Source organism: Staphylococcus taiwanensis (assembly GCA_020544305.1).
Classification (GTDB): Bacteria; Bacillota; Bacilli; order Staphylococcales; family Staphylococcaceae; genus Staphylococcus; species Staphylococcus taiwanensis.
In genome coordinates this window covers 1,258,887-1,273,955 of sequence record CP058667.1, presented here as the reverse complement: position 1 = coordinate 1,273,955, position 15,069 = coordinate 1,258,887, and the positions used below count along the sequence as shown (strand labels likewise).

Below are 15,069 nucleotides of genomic sequence, written 5' to 3'. Positions count from 1 at the left end.
AGAGCCTGGGACATAAATAATATGATGATGCTATTTTGCAAATTCGCAGTAGCTGACTGAACTGAAAATGCGCTTAAATCAAGCTTTTTCCAGTTCTAGTCATCCTTGCGGGCGGGGCCCCTACAAAGAGAATTTCACTAAGAAATTCTACAAGCAAAGCAAGTTGGGAGTGGGACGACGAATTTAAAAAGAATTCTGTCCCACTCCCTCTCCTACGATTAGTCAAGTATTTAAAAATAAAATAAGCATTACTTAACTAAACCGTTCAATTTTAATTTTTTGAATAAGGTGTTAAACTATATTTGATTGTACGTTTGGCTAATGTGGGGACATTTGATAATCGTACAATTTCTGATTCATTATCAGATAATGAATCGTTTTTAATAGTCGATTTATACAAGCGATGACGGCAGTCTTATGAGATTTCTCATTAGGCTGCTTTCTTAGTTTGTAGTAATAATCGACGATATGATTATCATAGTTACGCTGGCCCCGTATAATATTCATCACTATCCAAAATAATAATTGTCTAGCTTTTTTATTTCCCCGCTTATTAATTGTATCTCTATAATGAGTGCTACCGGATTGATATCGTTTGATATCAATACCTACATAAGCATTTAATTGTTTGTTTGTCTTAAAGTGAGTAATATCTCCTAATTCTCCGATTAACATAGCTGCTGTTAATTCTCCAATACCAGGAATAGATTGTATAATTTTATAACATTCCAATTCTTGTGCCAGTTCAATCATTTCCTTATCTAATTGGAACAACTGTTCTATAGAATCTTTTAATTGTTGAATCAATAATTGAACTTTTTCACTAAAAAGGAAGAAGCTTTAACACTTGGATAGCTTTCATGCGCTATTTTAAATAATTTTTTAGCATAGTTTCCTGCTTTTCGAGTAGATAACCCTTTCTCTGTAGAATTAAAAATATTTGAGATTAAAGTATCTTTATCTTGTTGTTGAACAAAACTAGGATGTGAATAAATTTTTGCGATATTGAGAGCAATCATTGAATAGCGACTTTTAAATAATTTTTCTAAACCTGGAAAAGTTTGATGAAGTATTTCGATAATCTGTATTTTTAACCGATTTTGATTTTTTTCGATTTCAAGATGAAATCGAGTACGTTCACGTAATTCAAAGTAAATTTCATCTTTAGTATTTAAACTATTAGTGGATTTTAAAGTGAGTCCTAGTTGTGCTAATTTATGAGCATCAGAGTGATCCGTTTTCCATGACCTTAGAGAATTTGTTTTAAATTTCGCTTCTAATGGGTTCATTTCAATATAATTCACATGGTTAACCTGACAAAATTGAACTATACCTCTTGAATACACACCGGTAGATTCAAATATAAGTTGAGGTTGATTAAGTTTTTTTAAGTATTTAAGTAACTGATTATAACCATTTTTATTATTCTGAATTGTAAATTCCTTTTGGAATTTATCTTCAAAATAATGTGCGATGACGCTCGTTCTTTTAATAATATCAATGCCTAAATAATCCACGTAATTCCTCCTTAATTGTTTTGAGAAGCTGAAACTTTACTTAACCTTTCTCATTTCACTTTCCTCTACACGGCTTCAAGAGCCCAACATACTACAAACGAATTTCAAAAGGCGAGAGTAAAGCTGACTCGTTTTTAATACGGATTTAAAATCCAAGGGAGCGTACAGTCTACTTCTCTCTACAACTATAAAAAACAGCTGTGAAGAAATCTATCGTCATAGATTTCTTCACAGCTAATCTTAGTATGTTTTAATTATTTAGTTACAATTAATCTTTTTAGTACTCACGGACAATTTCGATTAATTATTAGCTTTTTAAATCTTTCAAAAGTAATAATAACAATTGAAAAATACATAAAAAAGAGTCTGGGACATAATTCCTAGAGAAATAGCCAGTAAATGAGTTTTAACAAATTCATTTACTGGCTTCTTTATTTACAATACTCCGTATTGTTGGCTCGCTTTCTTAGGGGACAGCTTCAGCCTGTAGTCTTCAGCTTGTCCTGTTCCCTCAAGAGTCTCGCCAAAATACTTTGTATTTATATGTAATTTTACATTGTAATACTTTAAAAAAATAAAGCACTTTCGTATAATTTAATAAACATCACTAAACTAAATTAACGAGGTGCCTTATGTATAAAAATTATAACATGACTCAACTTACTCTACCAATGGAAACTTCAGTTCTTATCCCCACAAATGATATTTCACGACATGTAAATGATATTGTTGAAACAATTCCTGACAATGAATTCGACGAATTCAGACATCACCGTGGTGCAACTTCGTACCATCCTAAAATGATGTTAAAAGTGATTCTATATGCCTACACACAATCTGTATTCTCAGGTCGTAAAATAGAAAAAATGCTTAATGATAGCATCCGAATGATGTGGCTATCACAAAATCAAAAACCTTCTTATAAAACAATTAATCGATTTAGAGTAAATCCAAAAGTAGATGCTTTATTAGAATCTTTATTTATTCAATTTTACAGTCAGTGTATAAAACAAAATCTTATAGATGATAAAGCTATTTTTATTGATGGTACAAAAATTGAAGCAAATTCCAATCGATATACATTTGTATGGAAAAAGAGTATTCAAAACCATGAATCAAAGATGAATGAGGATTCTAAAGCCCTCTACCATGAATTGGTAACCAATAAAATCATACCGGAAATCAAAGAAGATCATGATAATGAATTAACAAAAGAAGAAATAGATTTGATTGGTAGTCATTTAGATAAAGAAATCGAAGATTTAAACCAACATATCAACAATGAAAAATGTACTAAAACAAGAAAACAAATACGTCTCAAAAGAACTAAAATCAAAAAATACAAAAAGCAAATCAATGATTATTCTGAGCGAAAGTATCGATACGAATTTCAAAAATCTATTTTAAAGGATAGAAATAGTTATTCTAAGACAGATCATGATGCGACATTTATGAGAATGAAAGAAGATCACATGAAAAATGGACAACTTAAGCCAGGGTATAATTTACAAATAGCGACAAATTCCCAATTTGTTTTATCTTATAATGTGTATCAAAATCCAACGGATACTAGAACGATGATTCCATTTTTAAATTCAATTCAAGAGACCTACGGTCATTTACCTGAATATATTGTAGCTGATGCAGGTTATGGTAGTGAATCAAATTATATGGCAATTATAGATGACTTTAATCGAACGCCACTCATAACATATGGAATGTTTATAAAAGATAAAACTAAAAAATATAAAAGTGACATCTTTAATACTCAAAATTGGGACTATGACGAAATTAATGACGAATTCATTTGTCCGAATAATAAACGGCTAGGTTTTAAAAGATATGCCTATCGTCATGATAAGTATGGTTACAAGCGAGACTTCAAATTATATGAATGTGACGATTGTTCAGAATGTCCTCTGAAAAATCAATGTATGAACTTCAATTCAAAAACAAACAAAAAAATAATGAAGAATTATAACTGGGAATATTTTAAATCCCAAATTAACAAAAAGCTTTCAGAACCAAAAACAAAAAATATCTACAGTCAAAGAAAAATTGATGTGGAACCTGTTTTTGGATTTATGAAGGCTATTTTGGGTTTCACTCGGATGTCTGTCCGAGGACTCAATAAAGTCAAAAGAGAACTTGGTTTTGTATTAATGGCACTTAATATAAGAAAAGTAGTAGCTCAACGAGCTGAAAATAATCAAAAAATTTATAAAAAAGACAATTTCTATATTATTTCAATAGAAATTGTCTTTTATTCACTTATCCAAGAACTTTATGTCCCGGACTCCTAAATAGATAAATAAATTATTTATCGTCTTTATCTTCTTTTTTATCACTGTCGTTACCGCCAGTGTATTCGTTGATTTTATCTTTAGCTTGATTTACTTGTTCGTTATCGCTATCTTTAAATTTATTTGCTGCATCTTTCGCTTTATCCATGAATCCCATAATGAAATTCTCCTTTCAAATTTAAGCATTATTTTTTAATGATTAAAATTGTGTTTTTATCAGTAATACGACGGATGTATTAAACTGTTGTAGTATTGTAATACCCCACCGTCATTTTCTAAAACATGCTTTAGGAAAATTTTTAAATATAGAACATATAACCATCTAATTGGTCATCAGTTTCAACATATTCAGCTAAATATTTTAAAGTAGTATTATCTAAAACTTCTCTTACTGCATCTCTCATGCGTAGCCATAATTGCTTTTGAGCAGGTGGTTCTGATTCAATGCTTTCAACAATAGTAATAGGTCCTTCTAATAAGCGAATAATATCGCCTGCCTTAATTTCGTCAGCTGGTACTCTTAGTTGATAACCACCTTTAGCACCACGAACACTTCGAATTAATCCAGCATTTCTTAAAGGGCCAACTAATTGTTCGAGATATAAATCACTCAAACCATTTTCTTCAGCAATGGACTTTAATGATACACAACCTTGACCTTCCCTTTTAGCAAGGGAAATCATTAAAGTTAATCCATATCTCCCTTTCGTTGATATTTTCATAACATTACCTCACTTAATTCGAATAGTATATATTCCCATTCTAGCATTTTTTCAGTTAAGATAGTAATAGAAAGGTGTGAAAATCGTGACTACTGAACCTTTAGCTTCAAGAATGAGACCTACAAATATAGATGAAATTATTTCACAACAACATTTAGTTGGTCCTAGAGGCATTATTAGAAGAATGGTTGAAACAAAAAGATTATCATCAATGATATTTTATGGACCTCCAGGAATTGGTAAAACGAGTATTGCCAAAGCTATTTCTGGTAGTACTGAATATAGATTCAGACAACTTAATGCAGTAACAAATTCTAAAAAAGATATGCAAATGGTTGTTGAAGAAGCCAAAATGTCTGGACAGGTAATATTATTACTTGATGAAATCCATAGGCTAGATAAAGCTAAACAAGATTTCTTATTACCACATTTAGAAAATGGCAAAATTGTATTAATTGGTGCAACTACTTCAAATCCATATCATGCTATTAATCCAGCAATTAGATCTCGTGCACAAATATTTGAATTATACCCATTAGATGATAATGATGTAAGAACAGCACTAGATAGAGCCTTAAAAGATAAAGAACGTGGCTTGAATCAGTATAATCCAAGCATTGATGAAGATGCGCTTGCGTATTTTTCAACTCAAAGCCATGGAGATGTGCGTAGTGCACTTAACGCGCTTGAACTAGCAGTATTAAGTGCACAAGATGTTGATAATACGAGACATGTAACTTTAGAAGATGCTAAAGATTGTTTGCAAAAAGGAGCTTTTGTAAGTGATAAGGATGGAGATATGCATTATGATGTTATGAGTGCATTTCAAAAATCAATAAGAGGTAGTGATGTAAATGCCGCGCTACACTATTTGGCAAGATTAATAGAAGCTGGTGATTTACCCACTATCGTAAGACGCCTCTTAGTTATCAGTTATGAGGATGTAGGATTAGCTTCACCTAGTGCTGGTCAACGAACATTAGCAGCAATTCAATCAGCAGAGCGTTTAGGATTTCCAGAGGCACGTATTCCACTTAGTCAGGCAGTGATAGAATTGTCTCTATCACCTAAATCAAACTCAGCTATAACTGCGATAGATAGTGCACTTAGTGATATTAGGCATGGCAAAGTTGGACAAATACCTGATCATTTGAGAGACGGCCATTATGCAGGCGCTAAAGAATTAGGACGTTCAATAGGATATAAATACCCTCACAATTATGATAATGGTTATGTAGTTCAGCAATATTTACCTGATAAATTAAAAAATAAAATCTATTATGAACCGAAAACAACGTCTAAAAGCGAACAACAGTTTAAAACAATATATGAAAATTTAAGAAACCAAAAATAATAAAAGACTATGAATCGCTCAAAGCCAATACTTTAATGGCATTTTGTTTGATTCATAGTCTTTCTATTTAAAAATTCCCTTTATCTTTAATTCGACGTACTGGAATATTTTTTAAAATATCATTTACAACATAACTTGCACAAATTAAACCTACAGTACTAGGCACAAATGCATTTGATGAAGGGGGCATTTGCCCTTTACGGTTAATAGCATTGGCATCTCCAACTGTTGCTTTAACATCTTCACGTATTACAATTGGACTTTCATCCGAAAAGACAACAGGAATACCTTTTTTTATACCTTGACGTTTTAATTTATTACGTATAATTTTAGCCATCGGATCCATGTATGTTTTAGAAATATCAGCAATCTTAAAACGCGTTGGATCAGTTTTATTAGCTGCTCCCATACTTGAAATTACTTTAATACCGCGTTCTAAGCATTCTTTCATTAAGTGCACTTTATATATGATTGTATCACTCGCATCAATAAAATAATCAATTTCATAATTATTAAATAAGTCTTCGTAAGTTTCTTCAGTATAGAACATATGGAGAGAGGTAACTTTACATTCAGGGTTAATTAACTTAATTCGTTCTTCCATTAAAGTTACTTTACTTTGACCAATAGTCGTAGTTAAAGCATGAATTTGACGGTTCACATTTGTGATATCTACGTCATCTTTATCAATTAATATAATGTGTCCAATATTAGTTCTAGCTAGAGCTTCAGCCGCGAAAGAACCTACTCCGCCAATACCTAATACAGCAACCGTTTTATTCTTCAACAAATCTAATCCTTCTTGACCATATGCTAATTCATTTCTTGAAAATTGATGTTTCATTATAAGCTCCTTTATTCATTACAATACGATAAGTCCATATTAACATAAAAAAGACAAATAAAAATACGCAAGACTTAAAGCCTTGCGTACCGATAGAGTCCGTAATTGCCGTAGTTATAAAAAGCTTGATCATTCGGCCTGCTATATACAGGTGGGTGTCCTGTTTCTTGTTTTGCAAGTCCTCCAATTGAGGCGTGTGCGCTGCAAGAAAACCTATTGGACTCCCAGATCAAAAAGTGTTAGGCCCAAATAAAAAGCAAACATACGAACAATACAGATGACTATCTTATATCAATATAATAGCATAACCTTCAATATAAAGAAATCTTAATGACTTTGAATGAGGTACTTTTTAATTTAGAAAATTAATTTTAAATATTAAAGTTTACATAATATAATTATAGTTATACTTAGTGTAATTTACCTATGTCCCTTAAAAACTTAAAAAAATCACCAAAGCCTTTTTACAAACTTTAGTGATTTTTACAAACCATATTATATTATTAGAAGTTCACGCTTTAGATTAACGGCGAATGCGTAATGATAATTCTTCTAATTGTTTGTCAGACACTTCGCCTGGTGCATCCGTTAACAAGCATGTTGCTGAAGCCGTTTTAGGGAATGCAATTGTATCTCTAAGGTTCGTACGATTTGTTAATAACATGACTAAACGGTCTAAACCTAATGCAATACCACCATGTGGCGGTGCACCATATTTAAATGCATCTAATAAGAAACCAAATTGTTCTCTAGCTTGTTCTTTAGTAAATCCTAATACTTCGAACATTTTTTCTTGTAATTCACCATCAGCAATTCTGATTGAACCGCCGCCTAATTCATAACCATTTAAAACAATATCATATGCATTGGCTTGTGCATTTTCAGGTTCTGAGTCAAGTTTAGCAATATCCTCTTGTTTAGGAGATGTAAATGGATGATGTGCTGCAACATAACGTTTAGCATCTTCATCATATTCTAGTAACGGCCAATCAGTTACCCATAAGAAATTAAGTTTACTTTCGTCAATTAAATCTAGTTCTTTAGCTATTTTAATACGTAAAGCACCTAAACTTTGAGCAACTACGCTCGGTTTGTCAGCAACGAACATTACTAAGTCTCCTGCTTTAGCACCAGTTAATTCTTTTAAAGATTCAACGTTTTGGTCTTCGAAGAATCGAGCAATTGGACCACTTAAACCATCCTCTACAACTTTAACCCATGCTAAACCTTTAGCACCATAAATATTTACAAATTCAGTTAAAGCATCCATATCTTTACGAGTATAATTATCTGCTGCACCTTCTGCGACAATCGCTTTAACTTGACCGTTATTTTCAACTGTATCTTTAAAAACTTTAAAGTCCATTTCTTTACCTAATTGTGAAACATCAATTAATTCCATACCAAAGCGAGTATCTGGTTTATCAGATCCATAACGTCTCATTGCTTCTTCATAAGTCATGCGTGGGAAGTTGCTTTCGATGTCAATTCCTTTAACATCTTTAACAACTTTTTGTAGCATTTCTTCACCCATTTGAATGATATCTTCTTGATCAACAAAGCTCATTTCAATATCGACTTGAGTGAATTCAGGTTGACGATCTGCACGTAAATCTTCATCACGGAAACATTTAACAATTTGATAATATTTATCGAAACCACTAATCATTAGTAATTGTTTAAATAGCTGTGGTGATTGAGGTAAAGCGTAAAATTCACCTTCATGTACTCGAGAAGGAACTAAATAGTCACGTGCACCTTCAGGAGTTGATTTAGTAAGTACAGGTGTTTCAATATCGAAAAATCCATTATTATCTAAATATTCTCGAATAGAGCGTGTCGTTTGATGTCTCATTTTAAAAGTTTGAGCTAATTCGGGACGTCTAAGATCAATGTAGCGATATTTTAATCTAATGTTTTCATCTACATTTTGATTTTCTTCATTAATTGCAAACGGAGGTGTTTCTGATTTATTGATTATATTTATATTAGAAACTTGTACTTCAACTTGTCCAGTTTTAATTTTAGGGTTAACTGTTTCTGGATCACGTTTAGTGACAGTTCCTTCAACCTCTACCACATATTCTGAACGTACAGTTTCAGCAATACTCAATGCTTCCGCAGAGAAATCTGGGTTAAATACGATTTGTACAATACCTTCTCTATCACGTAAGTCTACAAAGATAAGGCCACCTAAGTCACGACGATTATGAACCCATCCCTTTAATGTAACCTTTTGATCTAATAGCGCTTCAGTTACTAAACCACAATACGTTGTTCGCTTACTCATTTTAATTCTCCTTTTTATTACTTTTTATAATTTTCTTTTGAAATAGTTAACAAGTTCATCTAACTTAACAGTTTCAGATTCACCCGTTTCCATATTTTTTACATCAATTTCATTATTTTCAAGCTCTTGATCGCCAATGACTATCGTGTATTTAGCATTTAAACGATCCGCTTGTTTCATTTGACCTTTGATTTTACGTTTTAAATAATCTTTATCAGCTTTAACACCATTTTTTCTTAAATTATTTAAAAGTTTTACACTATAACGCTCTGCTTCATCGCCCATAGTGACAATAAACAAGTCAAAATCTTCTTCTACATCTAATTCAATACCTTCTTCTTCAAGTGCTAACAATAAGCGTTCAATACTTAATGCGAAACCAATACCTGTTTGGTTAGGCCCATCTAATAATTCAAGTAAACCATTGTATCGGCCACCACCGCATAGTGTAGTGATTGCACCATCATAATTTGGATTGTCCATCATTAATTCGAAAGCAGTGTGCGTATAATAGTCAAGTCCACGAACTAAGTTTGGATCTTCTTCATAGCGAATTCCTAAATCATCTAAATGTGTTTTAACTTCATTATAATAAGCTTTAGACTCGTCATTTAAGTAATCTGTGATTCTAGGTGCAGTTTTTACTGCCTCTTTGTCTCTATCAATTTTACAATCTAATATACGCATTGGATTTGTGTGTAATCTTGATTTACAATCATCGCAAAACGAATCAATGACTGGCTCAAAGTGTTTTACTAAAGCATCATTGTATTCTTTTCGTGAATCAGCATCACCAATACTATTAATAACTAATTTCAAATGTTTTAATCCAAATGATTCATAAATATGCATTACCATAGCTAAAACTTCTGCATCAATACTTGGATTTTCAGCTCCAATAGCTTCAACTCCAAATTGATTAAATTGGCGATAACGACCTTTTTGTTTACGTTCGTATCTAAACATAGGACCATTGTAATAAAGCTTAATAGGCTGATTAGGATAACCTTGCATTTTATTCTCAATGTATGAACGTACTACTGCTGCAGTACCTTCAGGTCTTAAAGTGATACTTCTATCACCTTTATCTTTAAATGTGTACATTTCTTTTTGAACGACGTCAGTAGAATCCCCAACACCACGAGCAAATAAATCAGTACTTTCAAAGATAGGCGTACGAATCTCTTTATAATTATATACTTCCATTAATTCATCTAATTTATTTTCAATGTATCGCCATTTACTTGAATCTTCAGGTAAGATATCTTGCGTACCTCTTGGTATTCTAATCACGCAATCACTCCTTTTAAATTTACTTACTTTCTTTAAAACTTTCTTTAATAAAAAAGCCCCTTATATAGCACTAAACTATATAAGGGACGATAAGCCGTGTTGCCACCCTAATTGAGACTAAATTATTAAATAAATTCAGTCCCCACTCAAACGTGTAACGTACGTAAACCGGCTTTTATTAAAGCACCTTTTCTTGTGTTAAAAACATAAATTACTCAGTATAACCTTACAGCCATGGATTATATCTCTTCGCAACAATTAAATGTTACTACCTCTTTCATTTACACTTTCAAGAATATTAACGGTATTATTTATAAAGTTCACTATTTATGATAACGACTTTATGTCTTCTTTGCAAGACTTAAGAAGCAAAATATTGTTTTAAACCATCGACCACAGCTTCTTCTACAACTTGTCTATGTAACTGATCTCTAATCATAACCTCATCTGTAGGGTTACTTATATATCCTAATTCTAACAATACTGCTGGTTTATTTGTTTGTCTTAGCACTTGAAAGTTTTCTTGTCGTGTTCCTCTATTACTAAGCAAAGCTTTTTTCTGAATATTAGTATTAAGTGTTTCTGCTAATGTTTCTTGATTGTCATGATACCAATAAACTGTTGCACCATTAGCATATGGGCTATTTAATGAATCGTTATGTATACTTATAAAAACGTCACCATTTTGTTTTCTATCGTCTAAACTGACATATGTATCATCAGAACGCGTTAATTTAACTGTAGCACCTGCCTTTTCAAGCGCTCTTCGTAACTCCTTTGCCGTTTTTAACGTATAGTTCTTTTCTAAGCTTTTTTTAGAAGTATTACTAGATGCACCTTGGTCATTGCCTCCATGTCCAGGGTCTAAGACAATGACCTTATTCTTCAAAGGGTTTTCTTTTTTACTCGCATCCGCTTCGATATTTAAACTGGTATGCCACCCTGCAATCCAACCCTTTTCAGTGCCATCTCTAGTTTCAACTTCAATCCACTTACCTGATTTGCCTACTCTGGTAAATGTTTCACCTTTATCAACTTGATAAATAACAGGATATGTAGCATTAGGTCCGGTACGTAATTCTGCATTTTCAGATGCAGTTATTCTATTACTTCCTTGATCACTATGATTCATTAACATAAAGAGTAAAATTAAAAATAAAATAAATGCAATTACAACGATTAAAGTAGTTATATTTTTCAGATCATGTTTAGTTAACCATGCATCTATATTTTTCATATTACTTTGCCATCCTGACTTTCATAAATAATTGTTACAGGACCATCATTTATAATCTCAACTTCCATATCTGTGCCAAATTGCCCGGTTTTAACTTCAATATTATACTCTCTTAATTTCTCATTAAATTTATCATATAATTTTTCAGCTTCTTCAGGATTTTTAGAATTAGTAAATCCTGGGCGATTACCTTTTTTTACATCCGCATATAAAGTAAATTGAGAAATTGATAATATTTTACCCTCAACTTGTTGGATATTTAAGTTAAGTTTGCCCGCTTCATCTTCGAATAAACGCGCATTAACAATTTTTTTAGCTACTGCTTCAACATCAACTTCCGTTGAGTCTTGACCAACACCCACTAATAAACAATACCCCTTATCAATTTCATTATGAATACTGCTATTAGTAACAGAAGCTCTTTTTACTCTTTGTACAACTATCTTCATTTCTATAGCACCTCAATTAATTCCATACTCTTGAAACTGTATAGACATCACTTAATTGTTTTAGTTTATCTACAACACGAAATACATCATTGACGTTTTTTACCATCACACTTAGAGTAATGATAGCATTCTTATCTGTATCAGAACGTCCATTAATCTTAATGATACTTCCTACAGTTGAATTAACAGCTTGAATAACTTCGTTTAAGAGACCATTACGATCATATGCGCTTACTTCTAAATCAACTTGGTAACGTTGTGTTGAATCTTTGGATTTCACCCATTCAACAGCTATTAAACGGTCTACTTCATTTTTAATATTAGGACAATCCGTTCGATGCACCTTAATACCATGTCCTTTAGTGATATAACCTACAATATCATCTCCAGGTATAGGATTACAACATTTTGAAAGTTTGATTAAGACATTTTCAATACCTTCTACATAAACCCCACTATCTGTAATGATATCTTCTTTTATTGGTAACGATTTCGATATTTCTTGTGCCTCATTTAAAGATTTTTGTTTATCAAGAATACGTTGTCGCTCAGTTAGCTTATTAACTACTTGTAATGCTGTTACGCCACCAAAGCCAACAGCAGCATATAAGTCATCTTCATTAGCAAAGTTATATTTATCATTAACAACTTCAATGTTTTTTTCTGTTAATATATCATCCACTCTGAAGCCTTGTTCTTTAATTTCCGCTTCAACCATAAATTTACCTTTTTCTATGTTTGAAGATCGGTCTTGCTTTTTGAAAAAGCTTTTAATCTTACTTTTGGCACTTGATGACTTAACAATTTTCAACCAATCTCTACTTGGCCCATAAGAATGTTTGCTAGTTCTTATTTCAATAATATCTCCAGTTTGTAATACATAATCTATTGGTACAATCTTTCCATTGACTTTAGCACCAATCATTTTATTACCTACTTCACTATGTATTGCATATGCAAAGTCAATAGGTACTGCACCATATGGTAATTCTATTACATCACTCGCTGGTGTAAAAGCATAAACCTTATCACTCTGTAAGTCATACTTTAATGATTCCATAAATTCTTGTGCATCTGAAGATGTATGATCAGTTTCAGCTAATTCTTTTAACCAGTTAAGCTTATTTTGAAAATCCTGAGTTTTTTCGTTTACAGTCTTTCCTTCTTTATATGCCCAGTGTGCTGCAACACCATGTTCAGCTATTTCATGCATTTCAAAAGTTCTAATTTGAATTTCTAAAGGATCTCCATTTGGACCTACTACAGTTGTATGTAATGATTGATACATATTTTGTTTTGGCATAGCAATGTAATCTTTAAAGCGTCCAGGCATTGGTTTCCATAACGTATGTACCAAACCTAAAATAGCGTAACAATCATTAATTGAATTAACGATTACACGAATCGCTAATAAGTCGAATATTTGATCAAACTGCTTTTTTTGTTTCATCATTTTGCGATAAATACTATAAATATGTTTAGGACGACCACTAATTTCACCTTGAATATTCATATTTATCATTTCAGTTTGAATTTTATCTATTGCATTTGCAATATAGGCTTCTCGCTCACTACGTTTCTTCTTCATAAGATTAACAATACGGAAATATTGAACGTTATCAATATAACGCAAGGCAGTGTCTTCTAATTCCCATTTAATTGTATTAATACCTAATCTGTGCGCAAGTGGTGCATAGATTTCTAATGTTTCTTTTGAAATACGTACTTGCTTTTCACGTGCCATTGCTTTTAGTGTTCTCATATTATGCAATCTATCAGCTAATTTTACTAAGATGACGCGTACATCTTTAGCAATTGCTATAAATAGTTTTCTATGATTTTCAGCTTGTTGTTCTTCTTTTGAACGATACTTAACCTTTTTAAGTTTCGTAACACCATCTACAATACGTGCGATTTCTTCATTAAACATTTCTTGAACATCGTCAAAAGTATATGGTGTATCTTCTATAACATCATGCAAGAATCCAGCCACAATCGTTGGACCATCTAAACGCATTTCAGTTAAGATACCAGCGACTTGAATTGGATGCATAATATATGGTAAACCATTTTTACGAAATTGGCCTTGATGTGCCTCATAAGCAATATGATAACTTTTTAATACATATTGATAATCATCAGCAGATAAATATGATTTTGCTTTATGTAGCACCTCATCAGCGCTATATGGATACTCGTTATTCAATATATGACACCCCAACTCATTTATATTCCAAATACTCCGCCCAACATTCGAATTTTTAAAAATTAAGAAAACATACATTGCCGATTCATTAATCCGAGTATAACCTTTATATTATTTAGAAACGCGAGTATTACATTAATTTTATCAAAAGTTAAAAGAACTATGAAAGATTTAACATTTTTATAAATAATAGTTTTATGATACTACAAGTTTCTAAATAAATAAATGGTATAAGGGTTATAGTGATAACAGTTTAGTCGATTAAAAATAAAAGTTGAGTCATTGTATTAGACCCAACTTCTTAAAAAATTTGCTATTTTAATCATCGTAAGATATTAAACTCATTACGTCGTAATCTTTAATTTTTTCAATACCATTTAAATATTTCAATTCAATAATAAATGCAATACCTACGACAATACCACCAAGTTTTTCAACTAATTTAATAGCTGCCTCAATCGTACCACCTGTTGCAAGCAAGTCATCAGTAATAAGTACGCGTTGACCTGGTTTAATGGCATCATTATGCATAGTAAGAACATTTGTTCCGTACTCTAAGTCATACTCATAGCGGATTACTTCACGGGGTAATTTTCCTTCTTTTCTAACAGGAGCAAAGCCAATTCCCATTGAATATGCCACAGGACATCCAATAATAAATCCTCTTGCCTCTGGGCCTACGACAACATCAACATCTCTTTCTTTAGCATATTTTACAATTTGATCGGTTGCATAGCCATATGCTTCTCCGTTATCCATAATAGTAGTTATATCTTTAAAACTAACACCAGGTTTTGGCCAATCTTGAACTTCTGATACATACTGCTTTAAATCCATTTAAAATTTTCCTCCTA

Annotated in this window: 11 protein-coding genes, 1 other RNA gene and 1 pseudogene; 2 read left to right on the top strand and 11 right to left on the bottom strand. The window is 32.0% G+C overall.

The genetic code is table 11. The features are described from left to right. Window positions 1-318 precede the first annotated feature (318 nt). Window positions 319-1,331, bottom strand: a pseudogene (locus HYI43_06010) (IS110 family transposase). A gap of 818 nt (window positions 1,332-2,149) precedes the next feature. Between HYI43_06010 and HYI43_06005 the strand changes: the two are divergent. Further along, on the top strand, window positions 2,150-3,820 hold the full coding sequence (locus HYI43_06005; protein UDI78112.1) for an IS1182 family transposase: 1,671 nt from the start codon (window positions 2,150-2,152) through the stop codon (window positions 3,818-3,820). A gap of 13 nt (window positions 3,821-3,833) precedes the next feature. On the opposite strand, the gene HYI43_06000 is transcribed toward HYI43_06005, so the two are convergent. Beyond that, window positions 3,834-3,977: a hypothetical protein gene (locus tag HYI43_06000; protein ID UDI78111.1), complete on the bottom strand. Its 144-nt coding sequence runs from the start codon at window positions 3,975-3,977 to the stop codon at window positions 3,834-3,836. A 142-nt stretch (window positions 3,978-4,119) separates the two neighbouring features. After that, the gene (locus HYI43_05995) at window positions 4,120-4,542 is read right to left on the bottom strand and encodes an Rrf2 family transcriptional regulator (protein ID UDI78110.1); all 423 of its coding nucleotides are present in this window, start codon (window positions 4,540-4,542) and stop codon (window positions 4,120-4,122) included. An 85-nt stretch (window positions 4,543-4,627) separates the two neighbouring features. Here HYI43_05995 and HYI43_05990 point away from each other — a divergent pair, with 85 nt between their 5' ends. Continuing rightward, window positions 4,628-5,896, top strand: coding sequence for a replication-associated recombination protein A (locus HYI43_05990; protein UDI78109.1), 1,269 nt, complete (start codon window positions 4,628-4,630; stop codon window positions 5,894-5,896). 67 nt (window positions 5,897-5,963) lie between these two features. On the opposite strand, the gene HYI43_05985 is transcribed toward HYI43_05990, so the two are convergent. From HYI43_05985 to HYI43_05950, 8 genes are all read right to left on the bottom strand, one after another. After that, entirely contained in the window at window positions 5,964-6,740 is a 777-nt protein-coding gene (locus HYI43_05985) for a tRNA threonylcarbamoyladenosine dehydratase (protein ID UDI78108.1), read from the bottom strand. Between the two features lie 92 nt (window positions 6,741-6,832). Beyond that, window positions 6,833-7,023, bottom strand: a non-coding RNA gene (gene ssrS / locus HYI43_05980) — 6S RNA. Window positions 7,024-7,263: 240 nt separating this feature from the next. Continuing rightward, window positions 7,264-9,030 carry an aspartate--tRNA ligase gene (gene aspS / locus HYI43_05975; GenBank protein UDI78107.1) on the bottom strand — a complete coding sequence of 589 codons (1,767 nt, stop codon included), beginning with the start codon at window positions 9,028-9,030 and terminating at the stop codon, window positions 7,264-7,266. Between the two features lie 24 nt (window positions 9,031-9,054). Next, window positions 9,055-10,323, bottom strand: coding sequence for a histidine--tRNA ligase (locus HYI43_05970; protein ID UDI78106.1), 1,269 nt, complete (start codon window positions 10,321-10,323; stop codon window positions 9,055-9,057). A gap of 361 nt (window positions 10,324-10,684) precedes the next feature. Next, on the bottom strand, window positions 10,685-11,560 hold the full coding sequence (locus tag HYI43_05965; protein UDI78105.1) for an N-acetylmuramoyl-L-alanine amidase: 876 nt from the start codon (window positions 11,558-11,560) through the stop codon (window positions 10,685-10,687). Further along, window positions 11,557-12,009 carry a D-tyrosyl-tRNA(Tyr) deacylase gene (locus tag HYI43_05960; GenBank protein UDI78104.1) on the bottom strand — a complete coding sequence of 151 codons (453 nt, stop codon included), beginning with the start codon at window positions 12,007-12,009 and terminating at the stop codon, window positions 11,557-11,559. The genes HYI43_05965 and HYI43_05960 overlap by 4 nt, the downstream gene beginning before the upstream one ends. 16 nt (window positions 12,010-12,025) lie before the next feature. Then, window positions 12,026-14,215: a bifunctional (p)ppGpp synthetase/guanosine-3',5'-bis(diphosphate) 3'-pyrophosphohydrolase gene (locus tag HYI43_05955; protein UDI78103.1), complete on the bottom strand. Its 2,190-nt coding sequence runs from the start codon at window positions 14,213-14,215 to the stop codon at window positions 12,026-12,028. 318 nt (window positions 14,216-14,533) lie between these two features. Beyond that, the gene (locus HYI43_05950) at window positions 14,534-15,052 is read right to left on the bottom strand and encodes an adenine phosphoribosyltransferase (protein UDI78102.1); all 519 of its coding nucleotides are present in this window, start codon (window positions 15,050-15,052) and stop codon (window positions 14,534-14,536) included. Between the last annotated feature and the right edge of the window lie 17 nt (window positions 15,053-15,069).